This is a genomic window from Acinetobacter sp. (genome assembly GCF_045628685.1).
Classification (GTDB): Bacteria; Pseudomonadota; Gammaproteobacteria; order Pseudomonadales; family Moraxellaceae; genus Acinetobacter.
In genome coordinates this window covers 23,636-48,418 of record NZ_JAZQPV010000036.1, presented here as the reverse complement: position 1 = coordinate 48,418, position 24,783 = coordinate 23,636, and the positions used below count along the sequence as shown (strand labels likewise).

30 protein-coding genes are annotated in these 24,783 nt (G+C 40.3%); 28 read left to right on the top strand and 2 right to left on the bottom strand.

The genetic code is table 11. The features are described 5' to 3' along the window. The first annotated feature begins 72 nt into the window (after positions 1–72). The 28 genes from ACKI4H_RS04900 to pyrF all read left to right on the top strand — a co-directional run bounded on the left by ACKI4H_RS04900 (position 73) and on the right by pyrF (position 22,064). The gene (locus tag ACKI4H_RS04900; protein ID WP_407304186.1) at positions 73–1,086 is read left to right on the top strand and encodes an aminoglycoside phosphotransferase family protein; all 1,014 of its coding nucleotides are present in this window, start codon (positions 73–75) and stop codon (positions 1,084–1,086) included. Then, a complete protein-coding gene (murU, locus tag ACKI4H_RS04895) occupies positions 1,086–1,775 on the top strand; it encodes an N-acetylmuramate alpha-1-phosphate uridylyltransferase MurU (protein WP_407304185.1) in 690 nt (229 codons plus the stop codon). The genes ACKI4H_RS04900 and murU overlap by 1 nt, the downstream gene beginning before the upstream one ends. An 84-nt stretch (positions 1,776–1,859) precedes the next feature. Next, on the top strand, positions 1,860–2,492 hold the full coding sequence (rsmG, locus tag ACKI4H_RS04890) for a 16S rRNA (guanine(527)-N(7))-methyltransferase RsmG (protein WP_407304183.1): 633 nt from the start codon (positions 1,860–1,862) through the stop codon (positions 2,490–2,492). Between the two features lie 25 nt (positions 2,493–2,517). After that, complete coding sequence (locus ACKI4H_RS04885; RefSeq protein WP_067866770.1) at positions 2,518–3,300, top strand: ParA family protein; 783 nt, start codon at positions 2,518–2,520, stop codon at positions 3,298–3,300. Beyond that, positions 3,297–4,184 (top strand): ParB/RepB/Spo0J family partition protein, encoded by an 888-nt coding sequence (locus ACKI4H_RS04880; protein ID WP_131382858.1) that lies wholly within the window; start codon positions 3,297–3,299, stop codon positions 4,182–4,184. The genes ACKI4H_RS04885 and ACKI4H_RS04880 overlap by 4 nt, the downstream gene beginning before the upstream one ends. Positions 4,185–4,214: 30 nt before the next feature. Next, positions 4,215–4,853 (top strand): MotA/TolQ/ExbB proton channel family protein, encoded by a 639-nt coding sequence (locus tag ACKI4H_RS04875; RefSeq protein ID WP_407304181.1) that lies wholly within the window; start codon positions 4,215–4,217, stop codon positions 4,851–4,853. An 8-nt stretch (positions 4,854–4,861) separates the two neighbouring features. After that, positions 4,862–5,284, top strand: a complete 423-nt coding sequence (locus tag ACKI4H_RS04870; protein ID WP_407304180.1) for an ExbD/TolR family protein — start codon at positions 4,862–4,864, stop codon at positions 5,282–5,284. Beyond that, on the top strand, positions 5,284–7,011 hold the full coding sequence (gene msbA / locus ACKI4H_RS04865) for a lipid A export permease/ATP-binding protein MsbA (protein ID WP_407304179.1): 1,728 nt from the start codon (positions 5,284–5,286) through the stop codon (positions 7,009–7,011). The genes ACKI4H_RS04870 and msbA overlap by 1 nt, the downstream gene beginning before the upstream one ends. 3 nt (positions 7,012–7,014) lie before the next feature. Continuing rightward, positions 7,015–8,019, top strand: a complete 1,005-nt coding sequence (gene lpxK, locus ACKI4H_RS04860) for a tetraacyldisaccharide 4'-kinase (RefSeq protein ID WP_407304178.1) — start codon at positions 7,015–7,017, stop codon at positions 8,017–8,019. Between the two features lie 12 nt (positions 8,020–8,031). Then, positions 8,032–8,793 carry a 3-deoxy-manno-octulosonate cytidylyltransferase gene (gene kdsB / locus ACKI4H_RS04855; RefSeq protein WP_407304177.1) on the top strand — a complete coding sequence of 254 codons (762 nt, stop codon included), beginning with the start codon at positions 8,032–8,034 and terminating at the stop codon, positions 8,791–8,793. Positions 8,794–8,822: 29 nt separating this feature from the next. Further along, the gene (locus ACKI4H_RS04850; protein WP_407304176.1) at positions 8,823–9,806 is read left to right on the top strand and encodes a DNA polymerase III subunit delta'; all 984 of its coding nucleotides are present in this window, start codon (positions 8,823–8,825) and stop codon (positions 9,804–9,806) included. Positions 9,807–9,825: 19 nt separating this feature from the next. Continuing rightward, on the top strand, positions 9,826–10,167 hold the full coding sequence (locus ACKI4H_RS04845) for a PilZ domain-containing protein (RefSeq protein WP_171529076.1): 342 nt from the start codon (positions 9,826–9,828) through the stop codon (positions 10,165–10,167). Between the two features lie 26 nt (positions 10,168–10,193). Further along, positions 10,194–10,967 (top strand): TatD family hydrolase, encoded by a 774-nt coding sequence (locus ACKI4H_RS04840; protein ID WP_407304174.1) that lies wholly within the window; start codon positions 10,194–10,196, stop codon positions 10,965–10,967. 45 nt (positions 10,968–11,012) lie between these two features. Next, complete coding sequence (locus ACKI4H_RS04835) at positions 11,013–11,627, top strand: TetR/AcrR family transcriptional regulator (protein ID WP_407304173.1); 615 nt, start codon at positions 11,013–11,015, stop codon at positions 11,625–11,627. 9 nt (positions 11,628–11,636) lie between these two features. Then, positions 11,637–12,197, top strand: coding sequence for a type II secretion system protein (locus ACKI4H_RS04830; protein WP_407304172.1), 561 nt, complete (start codon positions 11,637–11,639; stop codon positions 12,195–12,197). After that, positions 12,187–12,594: a type II secretion system minor pseudopilin GspI gene (gene gspI, locus ACKI4H_RS04825; RefSeq protein WP_407304170.1), complete on the top strand. Its 408-nt coding sequence runs from the start codon at positions 12,187–12,189 to the stop codon at positions 12,592–12,594. Before ACKI4H_RS04830 ends, gspI begins: the two co-directional genes overlap by 11 nt. Before the next feature lie 146 nt (positions 12,595–12,740). Continuing rightward, positions 12,741–13,394 (top strand): type II secretion system minor pseudopilin GspJ, encoded by a 654-nt coding sequence (gene gspJ / locus ACKI4H_RS04820; protein WP_407304226.1) that lies wholly within the window; start codon positions 12,741–12,743, stop codon positions 13,392–13,394. Positions 13,395–13,414: 20 nt separating this feature from the next. Further along, a complete protein-coding gene (gene gspK, locus ACKI4H_RS04815; RefSeq protein WP_407304168.1) occupies positions 13,415–14,362 on the top strand; it encodes a type II secretion system minor pseudopilin GspK in 948 nt (315 codons plus the stop codon). Between the two features lie 157 nt (positions 14,363–14,519). Continuing rightward, positions 14,520–15,116, top strand: coding sequence for a 6-pyruvoyl trahydropterin synthase family protein (locus ACKI4H_RS04810; protein ID WP_407304167.1), 597 nt, complete (start codon positions 14,520–14,522; stop codon positions 15,114–15,116). Between the two features lie 50 nt (positions 15,117–15,166). Further along, positions 15,167–15,880, top strand: a complete 714-nt coding sequence (gene ung / locus ACKI4H_RS04805; RefSeq protein ID WP_407304166.1) for a uracil-DNA glycosylase — start codon at positions 15,167–15,169, stop codon at positions 15,878–15,880. Beyond that, on the top strand, positions 15,877–17,001 hold the full coding sequence (locus ACKI4H_RS04800) for an enoyl-CoA hydratase/isomerase family protein (protein WP_407304165.1): 1,125 nt from the start codon (positions 15,877–15,879) through the stop codon (positions 16,999–17,001). Before ung ends, ACKI4H_RS04800 begins: the two co-directional genes overlap by 4 nt. A 2-nt stretch (positions 17,002–17,003) precedes the next feature. Next, a complete protein-coding gene (gene tadA, locus ACKI4H_RS04795; RefSeq protein WP_407304164.1) occupies positions 17,004–17,525 on the top strand; it encodes a tRNA adenosine(34) deaminase TadA in 522 nt (173 codons plus the stop codon). A 59-nt stretch (positions 17,526–17,584) separates the two neighbouring features. Further along, complete coding sequence (locus tag ACKI4H_RS04790) at positions 17,585–18,016, top strand: SRPBCC family protein (RefSeq protein WP_407304163.1); 432 nt, start codon at positions 17,585–17,587, stop codon at positions 18,014–18,016. Between the two features lie 17 nt (positions 18,017–18,033). Next, positions 18,034–18,717, top strand: coding sequence for a (d)CMP kinase (gene cmk / locus ACKI4H_RS04785; RefSeq protein ID WP_407304162.1), 684 nt, complete (start codon positions 18,034–18,036; stop codon positions 18,715–18,717). Between the two features lie 107 nt (positions 18,718–18,824). Then, positions 18,825–20,501: a 30S ribosomal protein S1 gene (gene rpsA, locus ACKI4H_RS04780; protein WP_407304160.1), complete on the top strand. Its 1,677-nt coding sequence runs from the start codon at positions 18,825–18,827 to the stop codon at positions 20,499–20,501. A 160-nt stretch (positions 20,502–20,661) separates the two neighbouring features. Then, on the top strand, positions 20,662–20,964 hold the full coding sequence (locus ACKI4H_RS04775) for an integration host factor subunit beta (protein WP_004648770.1): 303 nt from the start codon (positions 20,662–20,664) through the stop codon (positions 20,962–20,964). Positions 20,965–20,987: 23 nt separating this feature from the next. Beyond that, on the top strand, positions 20,988–21,347 hold the full coding sequence (locus ACKI4H_RS04770; RefSeq protein ID WP_407304159.1) for a lipopolysaccharide assembly protein LapA domain-containing protein: 360 nt from the start codon (positions 20,988–20,990) through the stop codon (positions 21,345–21,347). A 36-nt stretch (positions 21,348–21,383) separates the two neighbouring features. Beyond that, the gene (gene pyrF, locus ACKI4H_RS04765) at positions 21,384–22,064 is read left to right on the top strand and encodes an orotidine-5'-phosphate decarboxylase (protein WP_407304157.1); all 681 of its coding nucleotides are present in this window, start codon (positions 21,384–21,386) and stop codon (positions 22,062–22,064) included. A gap of 177 nt (positions 22,065–22,241) precedes the next feature. Here pyrF and ACKI4H_RS04760 read toward each other — a convergent pair whose 3' ends face one another. Then, a complete protein-coding gene (locus ACKI4H_RS04760) occupies positions 22,242–23,150 on the bottom strand; it encodes a lysine exporter LysO family protein (RefSeq protein WP_407304156.1) in 909 nt (302 codons plus the stop codon). Between the two features lie 53 nt (positions 23,151–23,203). Then, positions 23,204–24,715, bottom strand: a complete 1,512-nt coding sequence (locus ACKI4H_RS04755; RefSeq protein ID WP_407304155.1) for a flavin-containing monooxygenase — start codon at positions 24,713–24,715, stop codon at positions 23,204–23,206. Between the last annotated feature and the right edge of the window lie 68 nt (positions 24,716–24,783).

Sequence of the window (24,783 nt, the reverse complement as noted above, 5' to 3'; positions counted from 1 at the left end):
TCATAGAGAAAAAGTTTATAAGTGGCTACACTTAGTACTTTAAAAATCAGCCTGTTTTAGAATTTATCGCAAATGAAAACACAACGTGAACAAATCATACATACATGGATTACATCTGTACTTGATTCAGATCAATTTGAAATTAATTTTTTGCCAGGCGATGCAAGCTTCCGTCGTTATGCACGAATCAAGTTGAATAATAAAACATTTATGCTCATGGATGCACCACCAGAAAAAGAAGATTGTGTGCCTTTTGTGACGATTGACCAGTTTTTTGATACACAGGGTGTTCGCGTTCCGCATATTATCGCTAAAGACTTGCAGCACGGCTTTCTCTTGCTCGAAGATTTTGGTGATGTTTTGCTCTCAACCCTGCTTAACGATGATACGGTTGATGCCTATTATATGCAAAGCTTTAAACAGTTGATCGAATTGCAGGCAATTGAGGGCACAGAAAACTTTCCGGAATATTCCTATGAGAAACTCATTTCTGAAATGGAATTACTCACAGACTGGATGTTGCCTTCATTGCAGATTCAACCCACTCAAGATGAACAAGCCTTAATTAAACGCACCTTTGCGATTTTGGCCAATGCAGCACTGGCGCAACCGCAAGTGATTGTACATCGTGATTTTCATAGCCGTAACTTGATGAAAATTGAAGGTGAGACAGATCTCGGAGTAATTGATTTCCAAGATGCTGTGATTGGTGCAGATACTTATGATTTAATTTCAATTACACGTGACGCTTACGTGCAGTGGAACGCAGATCGTGTTTATACCTGGTTTAAAGTCTTCTATGACTTGTTGCCTGAAGCTGCAAAACAAGATCGCGATTTTGCACAGTTTAAACGTGATGCCGACTTTATGGCGATTCAGCGTCATATTAAAATTTTAGGTATTTTTGTGCGTTTATTCGAACGTGATGGAAAAACAGGGTACTTGAAAGATTTACCGCGTGTGATGTGGTATTTACTTGAAGAAAGTAAAGATTATGTAGAGCTGCAACCTTTTATGCAGTTTATCCAGACTAAAGTGATGCCGAAATTTGAAGCCAAATACGGTGCATATGAGGTTGCTGCCTAATGAAAGCCATGATTTTAGCGGCAGGTCAGGGTACTCGTATGCGTCCTTTAACCCTTTATAAGCCGAAGCCTTTACTCGAAGTTGGGGGGAAAGCCCTGATTGTCTGGCATATTGAAAAATTAAAACAAATTGGTGTGACTGAAATTATTATCAATTCTGCATGGTTGGCCGATGTTCTGATTGATGCTTTGGGGGATGGTTCGCAGTTTGGGGTCAAAATTTTGTGGACGCGTGAAGATCAAGGCTTGGAAACAGCGGGCGGTATTATCAATGCCTTGCCATTGTTAGGCACAGAACCCTTCATTTTAGTGAATGGGGACGTTTGGACCACTTTTGATTTTGCTCCTTTATTAAATATTCAGCTTAAACAAGATCTTGCTCATTTAGTTTTGGTGACCAATCCAGCGCAACATCCGAATGGTGACTTTATTTTATCAAATGGTCGTGCTTATACCTTTGAGCAAGAGCAGCATGGTGAGGCGCTGACTTATAGTGGTGTAGCGGTGATTCATCCTAAAATGTTTGATGGGTTGGAAGCGGGTAAGCGACCGCTTGCGCCACTGTTGAAACAAGCCATGTTGGATGGAAAGATTTCCGCCGAAAAAATGCATGCAGCTTGGGTAGATGTTGGCACACCGGAACGATTAAGTGATCTAGATCTACAGATTCGTCAGGGGATGTACGTTTAAGTGCATAATCACTAAGCGTTAACTACTGTTCCACGGAGTAGAAATGGGTATACTTCACTTTAATTTTATTGAGATGTCTTGTTTATGCATCCTTTTTTTCAAGAGTTAAAGCAAGGTAGCCAAGAGCTTGGCTTAGATTTGAGTGAAGAAGCATTAAATCTTTTGCTGAAATATCAAGATGCACTTGTACTGTGGAACAAAGCCTATAATTTAACGGCTATTCGTGATCCGAAAGAAATGTTGGTTAAACATTTATTGGATAGTTTGAGTATTTTAAAAGATTTGCCACCTGGACGTCTGCTGGATATTGGTACGGGTGGGGGTATGCCGGGCATGATCATTGCATTGTGTCAGCCAGAACGTGAATGTGTTTTACTCGACTCAAATGGCAAAAAAATTCGTTTCTTGAAGCAGTTTATTGCAGATTTAAAACTAAAAAATGTGATTGCAGTGCAAACGCGTGTCGAAAATGAAGACAGTATTAATGACTTGGGGCAGTTTGATGTCATTACCAGTCGTGCCTTTGCTTCATTAACCGACTTTGTTGCTGCATCGAAACCGTATATGCATGAAAACAGTATCATTGCTTCAATGAAAGGCTTAATTCCTGAAGAAGAAGTAGCCGCCATCAAGCAAGAATTTAGCTGTGACATCATTGCGTTAAAGGTTCCGCGATTGGATGAACAGCGTCATCTGCTTTTGTTAAAACGTATTTAATTATTTTCGAAGGATTGGGGTTACCATGGCACAAATTATTGCGATTGCGAACCAAAAAGGTGGTGTAGGTAAAACCACAACCGCAGTAAATTTGGCAGCATCGTTAGCTGTGTTAAAGAAGCGCGTTTTACTTGTGGATATGGATTCGCAGGGGAATGCCACGATGGGGTCTGGTATCCAAAAAAATGATCTTCTGTATTCGGTCACCGATGTTTTGCTGGGTGAAGTACCCATTGAAACAGCAATTAGCAAAGCAGAAGTCGGCTATAAAGTTCTAGGTGCAAACCGTGATTTGGCTGGCGTAGAACTTGCGATTGCAGAACAGGATGGGCGCGAGTTTATTCTGCGTGAAGCATTAAAAGAAATAGAACATTCTTTTGATTATATTATCGTGGACTGTGCACCCAGTTTAAGCCTGATTACGGTAAATGCTTTGGCAGCGGTCGATAGTGTGCTTATTCCAATGCAATGTGAATATTATGCACTGGAAGGCTTGGCCGATCTAACCCAAACCATTGATCGTATTCAGCAAGCACTTAATCCGGATTTGCAAATTATAGGTGTGTTACGCACCATGTATGATGCACGAAATGCATTGACGCGCGATGTTTCAGAAGAACTTGAACAATACTTTGGTAAAAAACTGTATGACACAGTGATTCCGCGTAATGTACGTCTGGCTGAAGCGCCTGCGCATGGTTTGCCGATTATCTATTTTGAGAAAAATTCAAAAGGCGCAGTTGCTTACTTAAATTTAGCGGCTGAAGTGTTAAAGAAAAGCAAAGTAAAAAAAGGAATTAAAGCATGACCACAAAAAAACGCGGGTTAGCTAAAGGTCGTGGTTTGGATGCCTTACTTGGTTCAATCCAAAAAGAAAAATTACAGATGGAAGCGCAAGGTTTAGATCATGGGCAATTAAAACAAATTGATGTTCATTTACTGAAACGTGGTGAATATCAACCCCGTCGTTTCATTCATGAAGCTGATCTGCAAGAACTCGCTGCTTCGATTGAAAAACATGGCGTGATGCAGCCTATTGTCATTCGCCCAATCGATGATGAAAAATTTCCCTATGAAATTATTGCTGGTGAGCGTCGTTGGCGTGCAGCCCAGCTTGCGGGCCTAACTGAAATTCCGGCGATTGTCCGTGATTTGACCGATCAAGTCGCCATTGCATTGGCCTTAATTGAGAATATTCAACGTCAAGACTTGAATCCAATTGATCAAGCCATGGCATTACAGCGTTTTCATGAGGAATTTGGTTTAAGTCATCAGGAAATTGCCGATACAGTCGGTAAGGCACGTACGACGGTAAGTAATTTATTACGTCTTTTGACGCTGGCAGAATCGGTCAAAGATTTCATGCAGCAAGGTTTGCTTGATATGGGACATGCGCGTGCAATCTTAACTTTAAAAGCCAAAGATCAGCTTAAAGTTGCCGAGCATGTAATTGAAAAAAGTTTATCTGTACGTCAAACCGAGCAACTGGTCCGTGATTTAAACGCGCCTAAACAAGAAAAAGCCAAAGTGGATGTTGCACCAGATATCCAGCAGTTGACGCAGCGTCTAGCAGAGCGTTTTAGTGCAGATGTAAAGATTGATCATAATAAGCAAGGTAAAGGAAAACTTGTCATTCAATATCATTCACTTGATGAATTAGATGGTATTTTGAATATTTGTTTCGCAGAATAATTTTTTGTTAGTTTTATTGGGGAAAAACAGATGTGGGAATTAGTCAAAGCAGGTGGATGGCTGATGCTTCCACTTGTTTTATGTTCGATTTTTACAGTAGCTATAACTATTGAACGCTTTATTCGATTAAAAAAATCAATGATTTTGCCCAAAGCATTGTTACTGAATCAGACTCAAAACACCGATGTTGTCATACAGCAATTGCAACAAGATAAAGTATTGCAAAGCAGTACATTAGGGCGCATCTTTACAGCTGGTTACCAAAGTAAAACTAAAAATGAGCAGTATGCTCGCGCACAGATGGAAAGCACTGCCTCTCAAGAAATTAGCTATTTGGAAAAGAATATTAATTTCTTGGGCACACTCAGCGCAGTCGCGCCACTGTTGGGTTTGTTGGGTACCGTTCTAGGTATTATTGAATCGTTTTTGGTGATTGACCTAGGTACCAATAGTAATCCAACCTTGATGATCCCCGGTATTTCAAAAGCCCTGATTACGACTGCAGCGGGGATGTTTATTGCCATTCCAGCATTGTTTGCCTACCGTTATTTTCAGCGTTTGGTGCAAGAGTATGTTGCTGAACTTGAGCAACAATCGACCTTATTCCATGCAGCACTTTTCTATCAAAATTCTACGATTGAAGAACAAGATATGAAAAAAGTAGGTTAGGGTGGAAAATGAGATTTAAACGCACACAAGTTGAAGATATTCATATTAACTTAACCCCCATGATCGATTGCTTGCTGTTTATCCTGGTTTTTTTACTGTTATCCACGACATTTAACCAGTTTAGTCGCATGAATTTAACCTTGCCCGATGCCCAAGGTGTTCCGCCTAAGCAATATGAGCATAAAGTTGAAGTGGTTGTGGATGCTTCCGGGCATTATTCAATTAATGGGCAATCACTTGCAAGTAAGGATGTTGCAGATTTAAATACTGCAATTAAACAGATTTCTAATGATCGTCGTGATTTAATGTTCGTGATTGCCGCAGATGCTAAAGCCACCCATCAGGATGTTATTCGGGTGATGGATGTCGCAGGCCAACTGGGTTTTGTTAATATCAATATTAGTACTAAAGTTCCGTCTAGAGGTTATTAGTGAAACAAGATTTTAAAGTCTATCTGCGTCTTTTGGGCTATTTAAAGCCTTTTTGGGGTGTGGCGATATTGGTTTTTATCGGTTTTTCAATTAGTGCTGCTACCGAAGTATCTATTGCAAAGCTGTTAGAAAAAATCATTACCGCAATCCAGCATAGAGACCAAGGCTTTACTTCTATATTTCCCTTCTTGGTGATTCTACTGATGTTTTTCCGGGGATTGGGTTCCTTTATCGGGGGCTACTATACCGCAGTCATCTCACGTAATCTGGTCTTTAATATTCGTCAGGAAGTTTTTGCCAAACTGCTTAAGCTTCCATCACAGTATTATCTGGACAATACCAGCGGTCATATCACTGCTAAAATTATGTACAATGTGGAGCAGTTAACCGCTGCTTCATCAGAATCACTGAAAACCATTGTGCAACAAGGTTTGATCACCATCGGATTGTTAGGCTACCTGTTATACAGCAATTGGCGACTTACCCTGATTATTCTGGTTTTTGCACCATTGATGGGTTTTTTGGTTCGTCAAGCATCAAAACGTATGCGTAAATTATCTTTGCAAGTTCAGGACACCATGGGCGATGTTAACCATGTGGTGCAAGAAACGGTAAATGGCAATTTAGTGGTAAAAGGTTTTGGTGGGCAAGAGTATGAGCAAACTCGTTTTAAAGACCACTCACTTGAAAACTTAAAACGCGGTTTGAAAATGGTGGTGGTACAGCAGCTCAATAGTCCTGTTGTGCAATTCATTATGTCGATTGCAATGGGGCTTATTATCTGGATTGCATTGCGACCAGAAATTTTACGTGATACCAGTGCCGGTGAATTTGTTGCTTATATCACGGCAGCAGGTATGTTAAGCAAACCGATTAAAGCTTTAACCGATGTAAATGAAAAATTACAACGGGGTATGGCAGCAGCTCATTCAGTTTTTGAATTGCTTGATTTACCGGAAGAGCAAAATACAGGAACTTTAACGCCGGTACTCAAAGGCAATATTCAATTCCAAAATGTGAATTTAATTTATTCCGATGGTCATCAAGCGATTCATGATTTTAACTTGAATGTTAAAGCGGGTGAAACCGTTGCACTGGTGGGGCGTTCTGGTGCTGGTAAAACATCTTTAGTAAATTTGTTGGTGCGTTTTCAGGAAGCGAGTTCAGGTCATATTTATTTGGATGAGCATGATATTCGAGCACTGGATATTAATACCTTGAGAACCCAGATTGCGATGGTGAATCAGCAAGTCGTGCTGTTTAACCGGACTGTGCGTGAAAATATTGCCTATGGTCAGCTTGAAGGTGCAAGCGATGCGGATATTATTGCGGCCGCAAAAGCAGCTTATGCGCATGACTTTATTATGGCTTTACCGCAAGGTTACAACACCCCATTAGGTGCACAGGGCTTGAACTTGTCCGGGGGGCAACGTCAGCGTATTGCTATTGCGCGTGCTATTTTGAAAAATGCGCCGATCCTGATTCTTGATGAAGCGACCAGTGCGCTTGATAATGAGTCGGAATACTTTATACAACAGGCTTTTGATACGGCCATGCAGGACCGGACGACGATTGTGATTGCGCATCGTTTATCCACCATTGAAAATGCTGATCGTATTGTGGTGATGGATAAAGGTACAATTGTTGAGCAAGGTACACATGCAGAACTTATTGCCAAGCATGGTGCTTATTACCAGTTGCATCAGCGTAATTTTGAGGAAAATTGATTTATGTCCATTGCACAATTGATTCAGGATGCTTGGAATAAGCAAGCCAAGTGGTTAATTGTGCTTCGGCCTTTGTCATGGATTTATCGTGCCGGTTTTTTATTGAATAAAAAGCTTTACCAGTTGGGCATTAAATCAAGCTATCAAGCGCCAGTTCCGGTAATGGTGATTGGTAATATCACAGTAGGTGGCAGTGGAAAGACACCACTGCTGATCCAGTTAGTGAATTATCTGCACAGTCAAAATGTACGGGTGGGTGTGATCAGTCGAGGTTATGGTGGGAAAGGGCCTTTTCCAGCCTATGTCGATTTGGAATCTGTACCGGAAATTGTCGGTGATGAGCCCTGTTTGATTGTTCAATCGACTGGGGTTCCCATGGCTGTGGATTCAAATCGACAGCATAGTATTGAATATTTGTTATCTAAACATGATCTGGATTTAATTATTAGTGATGATGGTCTACAGCATTTTGCTTTAGAACGTCAAATTGAGTGGATTGTGCTGGATCGGAATCGTGGTTTGGGGAATCAAAAGTTATTGCCTGAAGGGTATTTGCGCGAGCCTCCAAGCCGTTTAAAAACAGGTACGGTCATTGAACATGCCGCAGAGCCTGTATCTGCTTTAAATATGCATTTAGAAGTGGCTATGCCATATTTGCTGAATGAAGAGGATACTCAACCTTTTAATCCAGATGATAATTTTTATGCGGTGGTCGGGATTGGTTTTCCGCAGCGTTTTTATGAAACTTTAGATTCTATGGGAATCCATCAATTTCAATGTCATGAATTTCCTGATCATTATGATTATGAAATTACCGATCTTCAATTTGAAGATGGAAATCCCATTATTACCACCGAAAAAGATGCAGTGAAAATTTTGCCATTATTAAAACAAAATCCAGATTTCAAACGGGAAATTTGGGTGGTTCCTGTGGAGGCTGTACTTTCGCCTGACTGTTATGAAATCTTGCATCAGCAATTGCAGCAACTCGGTATTCAAATTTCTTAAGGTTCATCGTTTATGAAACATATTGTTATTCCTGCACGTTTTGCAAGTTCACGTTTACCAGGTAAACCATTATTGGCAATTCATGGCCGCCCCATGATTTTACGGGTGGTGGATCAAGCTAAAAAAGTCGCGGGGTTTGACGATTTATGTGTTGCAACCGATGATGAACGTATTGCCGAAGTTTGCCGTGCTGAAGGTGTGGATGTTGTTATGACACGTGTGGATCACCCATCGGGTACAGATCGTTTAAGTGAAGTTGCCCAGATTAAAGGATGGGCAAGTGAAGATATTATTGTCAATGTACAAGGCGATGAACCTTTGCTTCCTGCTCAATTGGTGCAACAGGTGGCACAATTGCTGGAATCACAACCCGAATCTTCTATGTCGACCTTATGTGAGCCGATTCACAGTCTGGAAGAATTTAATCGCGACAGTATTGTCAAAGTGGTGATGTCCAAATACAACCAGGCTTTGTATTTTAGCCGTGCGACCATTCCTTATGATCGTGATGGTGCTAAACAGGAAGTTCAAGAATTACATTCGCAGGCATACCGTCACCTGGGTTTATATGCGTACCGGGTGAATTTGCTGCAAGAATATGTGTCGTGGGATATGGGCGTACTGGAACAACTGGAAAGCCTGGAACAATTACGTGTGCTTGAAAATGGACATCGTATTGCAATTGCGGTTGCAGAAGCCAACTTGCCACCAGGCGTTGATACGCTAGCAGATTTAGATCGTCTTAATGAAATGGATGTTTCCTGCTTTGAGTAAAATTTAGGATAAGGTTGGGCTTTAATTCAATGCAAAATGATGTAGTTGCACAAGTTTATCCATGGCAAAAAACCGTTTGGGATACGCTAATAGGGCGTTTCCCCAAACTTGGACATGGCTTGCTTTTTTATGGCAAAAAAGGTTGTGGCAAAGAAGCCTTTGCGCAATATTTTTTGGCTTGGGTTTTATGTGCCAATCGTCATGCCAACAATGCACCTTGTGGTGAATGTGGCAGTTGCTTGTGGCTGAAATCGGATACCCATCCGAATTATGTGCATATCAGCACGGATGAAGATAATAAAAAGCAAAATGCGAAAATCAAGATCGAAAAAATTCGTGATTTATTGCCCTTTGTCCAACAAACGGTAGATGGTTGGCGGGTGATTGTGATTGAGCCGGCAGAAGCTTTAAATATGGCTTCCGCGAATGCCTTACTTAAAACCCTTGAAGAACCGGGCGATCGTATTGTTATTATTTTACTAGCCGATCATTATCTGAAACTTCCTGCGACTATTCGCAGTCGTTTGCAACATTTTGCTTTAGACCGGATGTCGGAAGTTCAAGCAGGCGAGTATTTATCTCAGCAGTTACCTGGTTTAGATCAAACTCAAAAACAACTGTTGCTGAATCTGTCCAATCAAATGCCTTTGCAGGCCATGCAATTGGCCCAAGCTGAATGGTTGAATAAGCGACAAGAATTTCTAAATGACTGGCAAAAATTAGTGACACAAAAGAATATGCCGATGGCAATTGCGACCAAGTGGAACAAAGCCTTAAGTTTTAGTGATTTTGCGCAAATGTTTGAATACTTGTTGTCCGATTTAATTTGTGTCAAGCTCAATCAGCAGGTTAAAAATCCGGATTTGGATTTAACTTTGCTATCAGAACAATATACATTGGAATTTTTATTTACAATTTATTCTGACTTGCAACAATCTAAACAGTTTATCGAGCAGAATGTACAAAGCAATTTGGTGCTTGATCAATTGTGTATAAAACTAATGAACATTTGAATATTTAAAGGGGAAGATGATGCAACCACGTATGGGCGGTATTATTCAGGCGAATATTCCAGACAAAGACACGTTATATGCCAGTTATATGCCTTATGTTGTCGGTGGCGGATTATTTGTTCCCACCAAGCAGCCAGTAAAAATTGGTGAAGAAGTTTTTGTGCTAGCAACTTTACCGGATCAATCACAAAAAATTCCTTTAACTGGTAAAGTTATCTGGATTTCTCAAAAGCAAAACGGCATTAAATTACAAGGCTTCGGTATGCAGTTAACCGGGGAAAAGGGCGTGTATTACAAATCAGAAGCCGAAAAGTTGCTTGTAGGTATTAAATCTGAAGGTCGAACTAGTTACACTATGTAGCTGTTTAACCGATTTAGGATCTCGCCGTGTTTGTAGATACTCACTGCCATTTAACCTTGCTTGATTTAACGCCTTATGATGGCAATCTAGATCTGGCATTAGCACAGGCGCGTGAAGCGGGTGTATCCAAATTCATGAGTATCTCGGTGGATCTGGATGACCATATCAAGCTTGCTAAAATTGCCGCACGTCATGCTGATGTTGGATACAGCGTTGGGGTTCATCCGTGTGAAGATCCAGCGACCATGGCGCGCGCCACCACAGATTATTTGATTGAACTGGCGCAGCCTGAAAAAGTTTGGGCGATTGGTGAAACAGGCTTGGATTATTTTCATAGCACCGATTTTATTACTGAACAAAAACAATGTTTTGCCCGTCATATTCATGCTTCTCAGGCAGTGAAAAAACCTGTAGTAGTGCATACTCGTTCAGCCAAGCATGATACCGTGGATATCATTCGCGCCGAGAAGTCGACCCATGGTATTTTGCACTGTTTTACCGAAGACTGGGAAACCGCCAAGGCCGTGCTGGATTGCGGTTATTACGTGTCATTTTCCGGCATTGTTTCTTTTAAAAATGCACAAGATTTACGTGATGTGGCGAAGCAGGTTCCACTTGATCGCATACTGATTGAGACAGATAGTCCTTATTTGGCACCGATGCCCTATAGAGGAAAGTCTAATGAACCAAAATACGTTCCCTATGTAGCCAAAGCCTTAAGTGATGTATATGATAAGTCAGTTGAGGAAATTGCTTTCATTACTATGCAAAACTTTGAAAACCTCCTCAATTTAAAGTAAATAATTCGAATTGATACAAGCGCATAAGAGAGTTACAGGGTGAAGATGGATCGTCAGGCTCAGTTTCGAGCAAGAGAAGCGTTAATTTTTCAGGTTGCAGAGCAACTGTTATTAGAAAATGGCGAATCAGGGATGACGCTAGATGCGTTGGCAGCAGAACTCGATTTAGCGAAAGGGACTCTATATAAACATTTCCAAAGTAAAGATGAACTCTATATGCTTCTCATTATCCGTAATGAGAAGATGTTGCTCGAGATGATTAAGGATGTAGAAAAAGCCTTTCCAGAACATTTGGCTTTCTTTATGTTGCATCATTTACATCATCCAGAACGTACCGTGCTGTTCCATCAAATTGAAGAACGCCTTTCTACCACCGGTGTAGGTATTCATCATTTGTTCAGTGAACTGTATCAGGTGAGAAAGCAACGCTTACGGATTATTTTTCGTATGACCGAAAGCTATCTAGAAAGCATTCAAAGTCGCATGTCGGTACGTGATTATTTAGCCTCCATTTGGGCTTTAACCCATGGTGCAGCGGCAATATTGAATTCTAGTTTTTATCAGCGCTATTTAGGTTCGCGCGATACATTGCGTGTTGCTTATATTGACCAGGCATTGGCGATGCCAAAACAAATCCGCGTTACGGAACAATTTGCCTAAAGGTCTGCCATGAAGCACCCAGGATCATTATCAATTCGCGGTTTTACCTTAATAGAGTTGATGGTGGTTATTGTGATTATGGCAATCATGACATCTTTAATTTTAACCAATATCAATGGTGTTGATCAGCGTAAAGCCATGCAGGCACGTGAAGTGTTTATTATGGATTTGCGCAGGATGAATCGTGAAGCGAATGATCAGGCACGCATTTTTGCCCTTGATGTGCAAACTGCAACAGATGTGTCGCCATTTCGTTATGCTGTTGTTGAATATTTGGCATCATCCCTGCAAGTTTCACAAAATTCAATCCGCAATGAAAATAAAAAATGGCAAGAATATTCAGAATTTGAAAAGCGTGCTTTACCCGACCAAGTCTCGTTCAGTATTACTGCTCTCGATCATCCCTATGAAAATGCTAATAATGATGATTTGCTGAGTACAAAGGCACCAAAATTACTTTGGTTAGGGAATGGTGAAGCGAAACCGGTGCGGATCCAGTTTTATTTCGAGCAACGTCCGATTGGTGAAGAAATCGAGATTGATCATTTAGGTAAAATCAATGAAAGCTAGATACTCCAAGCATAGCTCTTGGTCTCGCTCAGGTTTTACCCTATTAGAAGTGATGGTGGCTTTAGCCATTTTCGCGACAGCAGCAATCGCTTTAACCAAAGTGGCGATGCAATATACTCAAGCGACATCCAATGCAATTTTACGCACCAAAGCACAATTTGTGGCTTTAAATGAAGTTGCCGTGATGGAAATTAGCCAAGAATGGTTGCAAGGAACACAATCAAAACAGATAACGCAGCAGGGTGCAACCTGGCAAATTGATAAATCTGCACAATCGACGATTAGTCCGAATGTGCAGCGTATTGAAGTGCAGATTAGTTTGGTTAATGCTGAATCAGGTAAAGTTGAGTCGGGAATTACGAATCTGGTTTTCTTTAACTATAAGGTCAAAGTTTGATGCAAACGAAAAATAAAAAAAATCAAACTTTAAACTCTCTAAAAGATTGCTCATCTTGCACTGAGACAAAGCGTAATTCTTGCTTATTACGCCCAGCTTTCGGACTTTCTTGCGAGGCACTACCTCTCAGGTCGAGTGTTACTCGAATTAATCGTGCCTCAGGATTTACCTTGGTTGAATTGTTGGTCGCCATTGCCATATTCGCGGTGCTTTCCGCACTAGGCTGGAAAGTTTTTGATTATCTAATCAAAGTCAAAGAGCGTAATACTGAACATGAAGTGAATTTGGGTCAATTGCAGGAAGCCTATCAACAAGTTCTACGTGATACGGTTCAGGCAGTGCCACTGACTGCCAATATCAATAATGATATTCAACCCGCTCTGGTGCTGCAAAATGGCCGATTTAATTTTAGTAAAACTGGGGTGACGGATCCTTTGCAGCAAGGTATTTCCCCGGATGAGCGGGTTGAATACCAATATCGTGCAGATGAAAAAAAACTCTATCGTTTGAAATATCGTAATTTAAATAGTAGCGGACGCGATCAGCCTGAATCCAGTGTATTGCTAAATGATGTGGATCAGTTTGAAATTGTGGTGCTGAATCCGAATGAGTCGACTTCATGGCCAGAGGGACAAGTGGATTTAAATGATGCCACGCAAAAACAGATATTACCAAAAGGCATTAAAATTAAATTAATGGTGAAAGATGTTGCTTATGAATGGATTTTTAGTCTGTTGAATACGGACTATTTAAAATTGCAGAACAGTAATCAAAATAACAATTCAAATAATCCAACATAACCATTCTAAAGAGATTGAGCATGAAGCAGGAACAGGGGATTGCCTTAATTACAATCTTGGTGATGGTCGCATTAGCAACAATTCTTGCTGCGACGATTGCCAAACGACAGGCCAATACTGCTGAAAATACCGCATATTTGATGCGTCAAAATCAATCCTTGCTGTATGCCAAAAGTGCAGAAGCCTTTTTTTCAGAACTTTTGGTGGATGATGCAGAAAATGCGGGTGATATTGATCATCTGCAAGAAAATTGGGCCAAACCGATGCCCGCTTTTCCGGTGGAAGATGGCTTTGTTTCGGGAACTTTGCAGGATGAATCCGGTAAATTTAATTTAAACAGTTTGGTCAATAATGACGGCACTACGAATGCTCAGGCAAAAGCCTGGTTTGAAAAGCTGTTGGTTCGGGTGGGTTTGCCGGAAAAATTGAGTGAAGCGGTGATTGACTGGCAAGATGCTGATGATGAAACTAGTGGGACGATGGGGGCAGAAGCCAACAACTATCAAGGCTTGCCACGAGGCTATTTACCGCCAAACAGTAAATTTCATAGTGTTGAAGAACTTAAATTAGTCCGTGGCTTTGAAGATCAAAAATATCTGCAAATTAAAGATTATGTCAATGCCGCCCCTACATCAAACAGTAAAGTTAATGTCAATACAGCATCCGCAATGCTGCTTGCGAGTCTTGATCCCAAGTTGGATGTCAACGCAGTTCAACAAGCTCTGCAGCAACGCCAAGAAAATTTAGAATATTTTTCCAATATTAATGATCTTTGGGCTATTGAGCCTTTTACGCAGGTTAACCCTGATATTCGCAATGAAGTGAATGATTTGCTGGGAGTGCAATCCAGTTATTTTAAAGCCAGGATTGAAGTGTTGTTAAGTGAGCGTAAACGTCAGTTTAGTAGTGATTTGGTACGTAAAGATAAAACAGTGTATGTGGCATATCGCAGTATGGCGCCATTTTAATCATATAAACCAACAAGCTGAAATATAATCCATCTTATTATCTTGTTTAAGTCGCATATGTTTTACCAATTGCTTTGAACAGTAAAATTAATGCCCAGACTTTCACTTTTGCTTTATAATCAAATTCAATTCACATAATTTGATTGCATCACGGCACATGTTAATTCGTAAGTTATTTAAGTTTGAAAATGCTCATATTGTGCGCAATTGCACCTCGGATCGCTGTAAGCGTTCCATTCATGGGCATAGTTATAAAGTTGAGTTATTGCTTAAAGCTTCGAAGCTAGATCATGGTCAAATGGTGTATGACTTTGGATTGCTGAAGGGCGTAATTAAAGACATTTTTGACAGTTTTGATCATGCAATTTGTTTTTGGCAGCATGATGATGCTGAATATATTGAAGCCTGCAAAAAGTTTAGTGCTCGTTGGGTCGCTTTACCTGTTTCTCCTTCAGCGGAACAATTTTCACGTATTTTCTTCTACCTAGCTCAACAAGTGCTGGCATCTACTGAAACTCAAAATGGGGAAGGTGATGTGGAGGTTTATTCTGTGATCGTGCATGAAACTGATACCGGTTATGCACAAAGCTTTGTAGAAGATATTAAAAATGCGCAAATGGGTGTGTTGAGTCTTGAACAAATTGTCTTCTCTGATCAAGTTCAAGCTGAATGGACAGACCCTGATATGTATGAAAAATTACAACAAGGAATTAAATTCCATAACCCGATTGTTGATCTACAAGTCCCCCTCTAAAGATCATTGAATTACATGCTAGGTTTTCAAGAAAGGATTAGGAAGCAGTTATGTCTTTAACGGAACAACAGCAAGCTCAACTAGATAAAATTCAGTTAGATGCAAGTTGGAAGGGTGTTTTGAGTGATTTCTTGCTCAGCCCAAAAATGGATGAGTTAAGGCAGTTTCTGATTGCTGAAAAAAATGCAGATAAAGTGATCTATCCCCCGAGTTCACTCATTTTTAATGCATTAAATAAAACCCCGTTAAACCGGGTGAAAGTGGTTATTTTAGGGCAAGATCCTTATCATGGACCTAATCAGGCGCATGGATTAAGTTTTTCTGTGCAAAAGGGACTTGCATTACCACCATCTTTACGTAATATTTTCCATGAATTGAATGCCGATTTAGGTATTCCTGTTCCGAAACATGGCGATTTAACACCTTGGGCAGAACAAGGCGTGTTATTGCTGAATGCAGTATTAACTGTTGAAGCAGGTCAGCCAACTTCACATCAAAAACAGGGTTGGGAAGATTTTACCGATCATATTATTGATGTGTTAAATGAGCAGTGTGAGCATATTGTTTTTATCCTTTGGGGAGCATATGCGCAACGCAAAGGTCAACGGATTGATCCAAATAAACACCTGATTTTAAAAGCGGCACATCCTTCACCACTGGCAGCAAATCGTGGTGGTTTTTTTGGTTGTAAAGTATTTTCTAAAGCAAATAATTACCTGAAACAAAATGGCATTGAGCCGATAAATTGGCAGCTGGACGCATGACACAATCTCCTGAATTAAAAAATTATCATCCCGATCTTATTGTAGAAGAAGCAGAAAATGGCTGGCGTATTGTTCGTCTGAACCGCCCCAAATCTCTACATGCTTTGGATGAATCCATCGTCACCGCACTTTTGAATGTGTTTCAAGATTTTCAGCATAATGATGCTGTTAAAGCCATTTGGTTGGATTCAACTACACCAAAAGCATTTTGTGCAGGTGGGGATGTACGTAAACTTCGTCAATTAGTGATTAAGGATGAAGTAGAGGCGGCAAATAAATTCTTTGAACAAGAATATGCTTTAGACTTATTGCTGCATAACTATACTAAGCCGATACTTGTTTGGGGTGAAGGTTATGTAATGGGAGGTGGTTTGGGCCTGTTTATGGCAGCGCCTTTCCGTTTGGTAACACCGTATTCGCGTCTGGCCATGCCTGAAATTAATATCGGTTTATATCCGGATGTTGGCGCGACCCGTTTCCTGGCGGATCGTGGAGCGATAGGCTTATTTACTGGCTTAACCGGTTCAATCATGACTGCAGCGGGTGCGTATGGCATTGGTTGGGCGACGCATATCTGTGATGCACAGCGGGATAATGTGCTGGAAAAAGTCATCAATATTGATTGGGGACATTACCCAGCAGGTGACTTTCGTGCTATTGATGATACCTTGAATGGCATGCACCGTCCTGTAGGTCCTGGTCCGCTACAAAACTCATTAGATGTGATTCACAGTGTTTGCCGTGGCGTTAACTTTGAGCATGACTATGAATCAATTATTGGTTTGAGTGATGCGCGTAGTGACTGGTTGCGTCAGGCGAGTGAAAACTTGCAAAAAGGTTCACCTACAACTGCTGCATTAACATGGTTATTGTGGCAATGGGGTAAACAGGTACATTCCTGGAATGAGGTGTTTGAACTTGAAACTCAAATTTCAGATTGGAAAATCCGTCATCCAGATTTTGTAGAAGGTGTTCGAGCACGTTTGGTGGATAAGGATCTGTCTCCAGAATGGATCAAAGGTACGGATTTCTCGTTAAAAACAATTTTGTCAGATTTTCCGCCTGTGACCAAAAATGAAAGCTGGAATAATCTGTTGAAACACTATGGTGTGATCGGTTAAGAATGACTGGTGCAACACAATTGACAGATGAGTATTGGATGCAGTTTGCCTACGAGCAAGCTGCTATTGCAGCATCGAAGCAAGAAATTCCTGTCGGTGCGATTATTGTCAGTCAAAATCAAATTATTGGCGCAGGGTACAATGCGCCAATTTCTTTAAATGATCCGACTGCACATGCAGAAGTTCAAGCCTTGCGTCAAGCCTGCTCAAATCTTAATAATTACCGTCTTCCAGAAGATTCCGTTCTTTATGTGACTTTAGAGCCTTGTACTATGTGTGTGGGAGCCTTAATTCATGCACGTGTATCTAAAGTGGTGTTTGGTGCAACCGAACCCAAAGCAGGTTCCTTGATCAGCGCACGCAAGTTATTTGAAACAGGTTATTATAATCATCAGTTTGATTTTAAAGCTGGATGCTTAAATGAACAATGTTCCAGACAGCTGAGTGATTTTTTCAAGAAGCGTCGTGAGCAAAAACGGCTACAGAAATTACAAGAAAAATTCTTAAATGATCAGAATCCTTAATTCAAACCATGTAAACTAAAATGACAATAACTATTGTCAATTAAAGTGTAGGATAAGTAATGAATTCCATTCAGATAAAAAAAGAATTTAATGCACCTCTCGATCAGGTTTTTGATTTGTTATCAAAACATTCCACTTATAATATTGCCTTTGCACCCATTCAGGTAGAACGGATTAAAGACTCTACAGATCCTGAACGTCCAGATGGGGTGGGTTCAGTGCGTCGTATGGGATTTGGTCCGGTCAAACCGCTACAAGAACAAATTACTTTGCTGGAACCTAATGTGCGTATTGAATACCAGATTATTAAAAATCCTTTGGTGAAACATCATTTAGGGATTATTGAGTTTGAAGCAAAAGATGCTGACAAAACTTTAGTAACCTACACCATTGAATTGCAGGCACGCGCACCTTTTATCAGTAAATTAATTCTTGCACAGCTTAAATCTGCGATTAAACTAGGCTTTTTGAAATTAGCTAAAACTGTATAGGGTAAAGTGGAAAATTAATGACAGTTCAAATTATTACTATCGATGGTCCAAGTGGTTCTGGAAAGGGCACACTTGCGGCTAAACTGGCAGCGCACTATCAATTTCATTTACTGGATTCGGGTGCTTTATATCGTTTGCTAGGGCTGTCATTACATCAACAAGGCTTGTTAGGTTGTCTGGATTCAGCACTTGATCAATGCATTAAAATTGCAACAAATTTAGACATAAAGTTTGTTACAAATGAAACGGGTACTCAGGTTCAACTTGAAGGTGAAGATGTGACTCAAACCATTCGTACTGAACGAGTAGGCGAGTTTGCTTCAAAAGTTGCTGCAATTCCTGAACTTAGAGCGGCTCTTTTAGAGCGGCAACGTGCTTTTGCGCAAGAGCCGGGCTTGGTTGCAGATGGCCGAGATATGGCTACTTCTATTTTTCCTGAAGCTCAAGCCAAGATTTACCTGACTGCTTCGGCTGAATCCCGAGCAGCACGACGTGTAAAGCAGTTGCAGGGTATGGGGCTAGATGTTAAAATAAACGACATTTTAGCTAATATACAAGCTCGAGACAAACGAGACATGGAGCGCACAGTCGCCCCACTCAAGCCAGCAGCAGATGCCTACATCATTGATAGTTCAGAATTGGACATCGATGAGGTCTTCCAGCTGATGACTAGCTTTGTCGAAAAGCAGTTAGCCCATTAAAGAATTTTCAGCCAAAGCATAGCTAGATCAGTTTATTACGGACTATGTGGAAGCTTTATTAAACCGGCCTTGTCTGATCCAAGACCGCTGACTTTATCAGGTATATCATGACCGAATCTTTTGCAGCCCTCTTTGAAGAAAGCGAATTAAACCTCAACGTTGAAAAGGGTGCTGTCATCCAAGGCGTTGTAGTTAGTATCGACTCTGACTGGGTAACAGTTGACACTGGCCTTAAATCAGAAGGTATTGTTGACCGCGCTGAATTCTTAAACGACCAACGTGAACTTGAAGTTCAAGTTGGTGATACTGTTGATGTTGTTGTTGAAGCTCTTGACAACGGTATGGGTCAAACAGTTTTATCACGTGAAAAAGCGAAACGTGCTGAAACTTGGACTAAACTTGAAAAAATCTTTGAAGACGGCGAAATCGTTACTGGTGTTATCTCTGGTAAAGTTAAAGGCGGTTTCACAGTGGACATCGGTCCAGTACGTGCATTCTTACCAGGTTCTTTGGTAGACACTCGTCCTATCCGTGACACAACTCACCTTGAAGGTAAAGAGTTAGAATTCAAAGTAATCAAACTTGATGCTAAACGTAATAACGTTGTTGTATCTCGTCGTGCCGTTATGGAAGCTGAGTCTTCAGCTGACCGTGAAGCGCTTCTTGCTCAGCTTGAAGAAGGCCAAACAGTTACTGGTACAATCAAAAACCTTACTGACTACGGTGCATTCGTTGACCTTGGCGGTATTGACGGTCTTCTTCACATCACTGATATGGCTTGGAAACGCATCAAGCATCCTTCAGAAGTTGTTGAAGTGGGTCAAGAAGTTACTGTTAAAGTACTTAAATTTGACCGTGAACGTAACCGCGTATCTTTAGGCCTTAAACAACTTGGTGAAGATCCATGGTTAGCGATCATGAACCGTTACCCTAAAGGTTCAATCGTTAAAGCGCGCGTAACTAACCTGACTGACTACGGTTGTTTCGCTGAAATCGCTGAAGGCGTTGAAGGTTTAGTACACGTTTCAGAAATGGACCACACTAACAAAAACATCCACCCATCTAAAGTAGTTCAGATTGGTGATGAAATTGACGTTATGGTTCTTGAAGTTGATGAAGAACGTCGTCGTATTTCTCTTGGTATCAAACAAACTCGTGCTAACCCATGGGAAGAGTTTGCTAAAGAGCATGATAAAGGCGAAAAAGTTTCTGGTACGATCAAATCTATCACTGACTTTGGTATCTTTATCGGTTTGCCAGGCGGTATTGATGGTCTAGTTCATTTATCTGATATTTCTTGGAACGAACAAGGCGAAGAAGCTATCCGTCGTTACAAGAAAGGTGACACTGTTGAAGCGGTTATCTTGTCTGTAGATGCTGAAGGCAACCGTATCAGCCTTGGTATCAAACAAATGAACAACGATCCGTTCAATGATTTCTTGGCAACTAACGAACGTGGTGCTTTGGTTAAAGGTACTGTGACTGCTGTTGACGCTAAAGGCGCAACTGTTAAGTTAGCTGACGAAGTTGAAGCTTCTCTTAAAGCTTCTGAAATCAACCGTGATCGCGTTGAAGATGCAACTAAATTCTTGGAAGTTGGTCAAGAAGTGGAAGCTAAAATCATCAATGTAGATCGTAAATCACGCTCTATCAACTTGTCTATCAAAGCGAAAGACGAAGCTGAAGAGAAAGAAGCAGTTGCTAACTTGAAAACAGCAACTACTTCTACAGAAAATGGTCCTAAGACTATTGGTGATTTGATCAAAGCTCAAATGGGCAACTAAGTAGGCGTTAAAATGTATTGTTAATGTAAATTAACTAATACTTTTTACACAAATACTGTAAACGGTAGCGTAGTATTAACTTATTGCGCTACCGTTTTGTATTTAAACACGTTATTATCGGATCATCTACAAAGTAGCTTGATAATTAAAGAGGTCGCAGATGACTACGGAAGCACTGAATAAGTCTGACTTAATAGAGCGAATTTCCCTTAAAAATCCACACTTAGCAGAACCTTTGGTCGAAGAAGCTGTTAAAATTATGATTGATCAAATGATAGCCGCCTTATCATCTGATAATCGTATTGAAATTCGTGGTTTTGGTAGTTTTGCTTTGCATCACCGTGATCCACGTGTGGGGCGTAATCCTAAAACAGGAAAGTCTGTTGAAGTGGCTGCAAAAGCAGTTCCTCACTTTAAACCTGGTAAGGCGTTGCGTGATGCGGTAAACGAATCTGCAGAGTAATAAAAATTCCAGAAGGGGTGTTTATGCGTTACGTATTGGTCGCTTTGCTAATTGTACTGTTTGGCTATTCATTAGCACTGGTTTTACAAAATGGTACTGAGCTAAGTGTAGATCTGTTATTTACTCAAGTTCCTGCTATGCGTTTAGGCTTATTGTTATTACTAACTTTAGCTTTGGGGCTGGTATTGGGTTTATTACTAGGTGTACAAATTTTCCGAGTATTTCAAAATAGTTGGGAAATTAAACGACTACGTAAAGATATTGAATATCTCCGGAAAGAGCAAATTCAAACTGCCCAATTGGCTGCTGCTGAAGCCGCAGCTCATACCAGGCATGAAAAAACTGTATTAGATATTACCAACGAAAATAAAAGCCCATTATAATGGGCTTTCTTTTTGTCTGATCGAAGGTAAAATCTCTTGAGTATCATTGTTGCACTGGATGCTAAAAGCCAATATGACGCGTTAACCATTGCAGAGCAATTAGACCCTGCATTATGTCGATTAAAAGTTGGTAAAGAGTTATTTACCCATGAAGGTCCAAGTGTTGTTAAAGCATTACACGACAAAGGCTTTGAGGTGTTTCTAGATTTAAAATTCCATGATATTCCGAATACTACTGCACAAGCTGTATGCGCGGCAGCAGATCTTGGTGTGTGGATGGTGAATGTACACGCATCAGGTGGTCGTAAAATGATGGAGACCTGTGTAAAGCGTTTAAAAGTAGGTAATTATAATACACAATTGATTGCTGTGACTGTGTTGACTTCAATGAGTCGTGAGGACTTAAAAGATATCGGTTTAGATATTGAACCATTTGAACAAGTGAAACGTCTTGCTAAGCTTACTCAAGACAGTGGTTTGGATGGTGTGGTGTGTTCTGCTCAGGAAGCAAAAATGCTTCGCGAAACTTTGGGTCAGGATTTTGCTTTAGTTACTCCCGGTATTCGCCCAGCGGGTTCAGCAGCAGACGATCAAAAACGTATTGTAACGCCAAAACAGGCGATGCTTGATGGCTCTACTCATCTGGTGATTGGTCGTCCAATTACTCAATCAGAAAATCCAAGTCAAACTTTACGTGATATTTTAGCAACAATTTAATCTAAATTTGATGTATTCAAAAGCTGACTTAATGTCGGCTTTTTTGTTTTAATTCCTTTAATTCCTTTAATTCCTTTAATTCCTTTAATTCCTTTAATTCCTTTAATTCCTCCCTAATTTTTCTTTAAAAAAGGAGGGGTAATTCCTCAATGGAAGCGAATGATTTAGTCAGATGATTTATAAAGCTGCCAATACACTCACTGCAATTGGTGCAAGTACAGAAAGAGTAAAACCACTGACCATAGCATGTGGAATAAATTCATTACCACAGGCTTGTTTGACCATAGGTAGAGTGACATCCATAGCGGTTGCCGCAGCAGATGAAATAGCAGAGCGTGGGTAACGCCAGCCAATGCTATACATCAGAAGAATAGCAATGATCTCTCTAAATAAGTCATTCATCAGTGCAATGCTGCCAAGCTCGGCATTTTTGAGTTCAGTTACTACAATGCCGGTCATAGAATAAAAACCATAACCCTGTGATAGCATAATCAGGTTTTTGAGACTAATATCTTTCACAATTGCTGCGGTAAAAAATGCACCAGCTAATGAACCGACAATACAGCCAATTGGTACCAGCATGATTTTCCAGTTCAGCCATGAGCGGTCGAGGGGGGAATATGCTAAATCCAGACCAATCAAGAACATGAAAATCAGTAGTAGATTCCATGTGCTCACATGCAAGCTATATTCAAAATGATTAAATATTTCAGCCAGTCCATAACCTAATGCCAGTGCAATAAATGCATAACTAATGTTAAGCAGCGATTTAATCAATAACTCTGCGGATACTTTACCTTGCGTTGGTTGATAGCCAATACTTTTAAACAGAATATAGCAGCAGAGAAAAGCACCAACTGATGTTGCAATTGAGAGAGTCAGTGCATGAGATAAAATTTGCAGTGAACTGCTTATGCTGTGTAGTGTTTGAGAGAATTCAATCGCGATGGTAATAAGTAATATATAAGTAAAATAGGGTAAAGCTTTAAAGGCTAAAGTTTCTAGCCATTGTGGAAGTTTACGTGCAAGAGCAAATCCCAGAATTAGACAAATCAGAAGTTGGAAGATCAACCAAAGCGATTGCATACAAAAAGTCAGCAGATGAAAAAAAACACCTGCTTATTATGAGCATTAAGTATTTAGGTTGCACAACTTTCAGATGTTTTATTTAGCAAGCGATAATCTGCTGGATTAAGTTTTTTGGTTTTTAACCAATATTTCCATGTATAGGTAGGCCAAAGTGCAAAGTTTTTGCCGCCATCTTGCTGATACCAACTGACACATCCTGATTGCCAAACCGTGCCATTAAGCAGGCTTTGTACTTCTACATTAAATTGATCTTGTACTTGATTTTTCACTACAAGGGCATGGCTATGGGTGTGTTTGACCAGTTGAATCATTTGCAAGATATAATTGATTTGTGATTCAATCATAAAGATAACCGAGTTGTGTGCCAAAACTGTATTGGGTCCTAAAAGTTGAAATAAATTCGGAAAACCCTTGGTGCACATCCCATAAAAGCTTTCAGCACCATCCTGCCAAGCTTCTTGTAAATCGAGACCATTTTCTCCAGTACATTTAAATGATTTTAAATAGATGCGGGGATCGGTAATAAAGCCTGTTCCGTAAATCAGGCAATCAATCTGACATTCTTTGCCATCTTGAGTAATGATGCTGTTACGAGTTAATTCTTGAATACCATCGGTAACGAGTTCGACATTACGTCGATTAAATGCGGGATAATATTTGTTAGAAACTAAAATACGCTTACAGCCCATAATGTAATTTGGGGTAAGTTTTTGAGCTAGGCTTTTATCTTTTACCTGATATTTAATGTAGGCTTCCGCGAGTTTCTGGGTGTATTTCATTACGGTTGGTTTAACAATAGGAACCACGCGAGATTCGTTAGACCAATAAAGACGTGTGCGATGCAGTTTTCTAAACCAGTCAAACTTGGCAAATAACTTCTTTTCAAAACTTGAATAACTGCGTTCATCTCGTGGAATGATCCACGCTGCGGTACGTTGAAACACATACAGTTGTTTCACTTTGGAAGCGATTTCAGGAATATATTGAATAGCGCTACCACCTGTACCGATGGATGCAACGTTTTTATTACTGAGGTCATATTGATGATCCCATTGCGATGAATGAAAAACTTTACCCTGAAACTTTTCAATGCCTTTAATGTGGGGGATTTGCGGTACATGTAAAGGACCAGATGCGAAAACAATAAATTGAGCAATTAAGGTTTTATTATTATTTAAGGTAAGTTTCCAGTCACAACTTTGCTGATTATATTCGGCAGCCAGAACTTCACAGCTAAATTGGCAATATTTTTTCAAATCATAGGCGGTTAGTAAGCTTTGGATATAAGTAAAAATTTCAGGAGCTTCGGCATAACGCTTTGACCAGTCAGTTTTAGGTGCAAAAGAAAGTGAATACATATGTGATTGCACATCACATGCTGCACCAGGATATTGGTTATCGCGCCAAGTACCACCGACATCATTGGCTTTTTCTAAAATGACAAAATCTTGAATATTATTTTGTAATAAGCGGATGGCCATCGCCAAACCGCCAAATCCTGCGCCAATAATAGCAATTTGAGTTTGCTGGGGCATTTGCTTGCTGTGAGTGGCATCCTGCATTTTTTATTGCCTTATGGAGTTATTTTTATCAAGCTTAAATGAATAGATGGGTCTATAACATGATAGCC

Coding starts and splice junctions, on each gene's coding strand:
- ACKI4H_RS04900 (WP_407304186.1), top strand. CDS start 73: ATGAAAACACAACGTGAACAAATCATACATACATGGATTACATCTGTA.
- murU (WP_407304185.1), top strand. CDS start 1,086: ATGAAAGCCATGATTTTAGCGGCAGGTCAGGGTACTCGTATGCGTCCT.
- rsmG (WP_407304183.1), top strand. CDS start 1,860: ATGCATCCTTTTTTTCAAGAGTTAAAGCAAGGTAGCCAAGAGCTTGGC.
- ACKI4H_RS04885 (WP_067866770.1), top strand. CDS start 2,518: ATGGCACAAATTATTGCGATTGCGAACCAAAAAGGTGGTGTAGGTAAA.
- ACKI4H_RS04880 (WP_131382858.1), top strand. CDS start 3,297: ATGACCACAAAAAAACGCGGGTTAGCTAAAGGTCGTGGTTTGGATGCC.
- ACKI4H_RS04875 (WP_407304181.1), top strand. CDS start 4,215: ATGTGGGAATTAGTCAAAGCAGGTGGATGGCTGATGCTTCCACTTGTT.
- ACKI4H_RS04870 (WP_407304180.1), top strand. CDS start 4,862: ATGAGATTTAAACGCACACAAGTTGAAGATATTCATATTAACTTAACC.
- lpxK (WP_407304178.1), top strand. CDS start 7,015: ATGTCCATTGCACAATTGATTCAGGATGCTTGGAATAAGCAAGCCAAG.
- kdsB (WP_407304177.1), top strand. CDS start 8,032: ATGAAACATATTGTTATTCCTGCACGTTTTGCAAGTTCACGTTTACCA.
- ACKI4H_RS04850 (WP_407304176.1), top strand. CDS start 8,823: ATGCAAAATGATGTAGTTGCACAAGTTTATCCATGGCAAAAAACCGTT.
- ACKI4H_RS04845 (WP_171529076.1), top strand. CDS start 9,826: ATGCAACCACGTATGGGCGGTATTATTCAGGCGAATATTCCAGACAAA.
- ACKI4H_RS04835 (WP_407304173.1), top strand. CDS start 11,013: ATGGATCGTCAGGCTCAGTTTCGAGCAAGAGAAGCGTTAATTTTTCAG.
- ACKI4H_RS04830 (WP_407304172.1), top strand. CDS start 11,637: ATGAAGCACCCAGGATCATTATCAATTCGCGGTTTTACCTTAATAGAG.
- gspI (WP_407304170.1), top strand. CDS start 12,187: ATGAAAGCTAGATACTCCAAGCATAGCTCTTGGTCTCGCTCAGGTTTT.
- gspK (WP_407304168.1), top strand. CDS start 13,415: ATGAAGCAGGAACAGGGGATTGCCTTAATTACAATCTTGGTGATGGTC.
- ACKI4H_RS04810 (WP_407304167.1), top strand. CDS start 14,520: ATGTTAATTCGTAAGTTATTTAAGTTTGAAAATGCTCATATTGTGCGC.
- ung (WP_407304166.1), top strand. CDS start 15,167: ATGTCTTTAACGGAACAACAGCAAGCTCAACTAGATAAAATTCAGTTA.
- ACKI4H_RS04800 (WP_407304165.1), top strand. CDS start 15,877: ATGACACAATCTCCTGAATTAAAAAATTATCATCCCGATCTTATTGTA.
- tadA (WP_407304164.1), top strand. CDS start 17,004: ATGACTGGTGCAACACAATTGACAGATGAGTATTGGATGCAGTTTGCC.
- ACKI4H_RS04790 (WP_407304163.1), top strand. CDS start 17,585: ATGAATTCCATTCAGATAAAAAAAGAATTTAATGCACCTCTCGATCAG.
- cmk (WP_407304162.1), top strand. CDS start 18,034: ATGACAGTTCAAATTATTACTATCGATGGTCCAAGTGGTTCTGGAAAG.
- rpsA (WP_407304160.1), top strand. CDS start 18,825: ATGACCGAATCTTTTGCAGCCCTCTTTGAAGAAAGCGAATTAAACCTC.
- ACKI4H_RS04775 (WP_004648770.1), top strand. CDS start 20,662: ATGACTACGGAAGCACTGAATAAGTCTGACTTAATAGAGCGAATTTCC.
- ACKI4H_RS04770 (WP_407304159.1), top strand. CDS start 20,988: ATGCGTTACGTATTGGTCGCTTTGCTAATTGTACTGTTTGGCTATTCA.
- ACKI4H_RS04760 (WP_407304156.1), bottom strand. CDS start 23,150: ATGCAATCGCTTTGGTTGATCTTCCAACTTCTGATTTGTCTAATTCTG.
- ACKI4H_RS04755 (WP_407304155.1), bottom strand. CDS start 24,715: ATGCAGGATGCCACTCACAGCAAGCAAATGCCCCAGCAAACTCAAATT.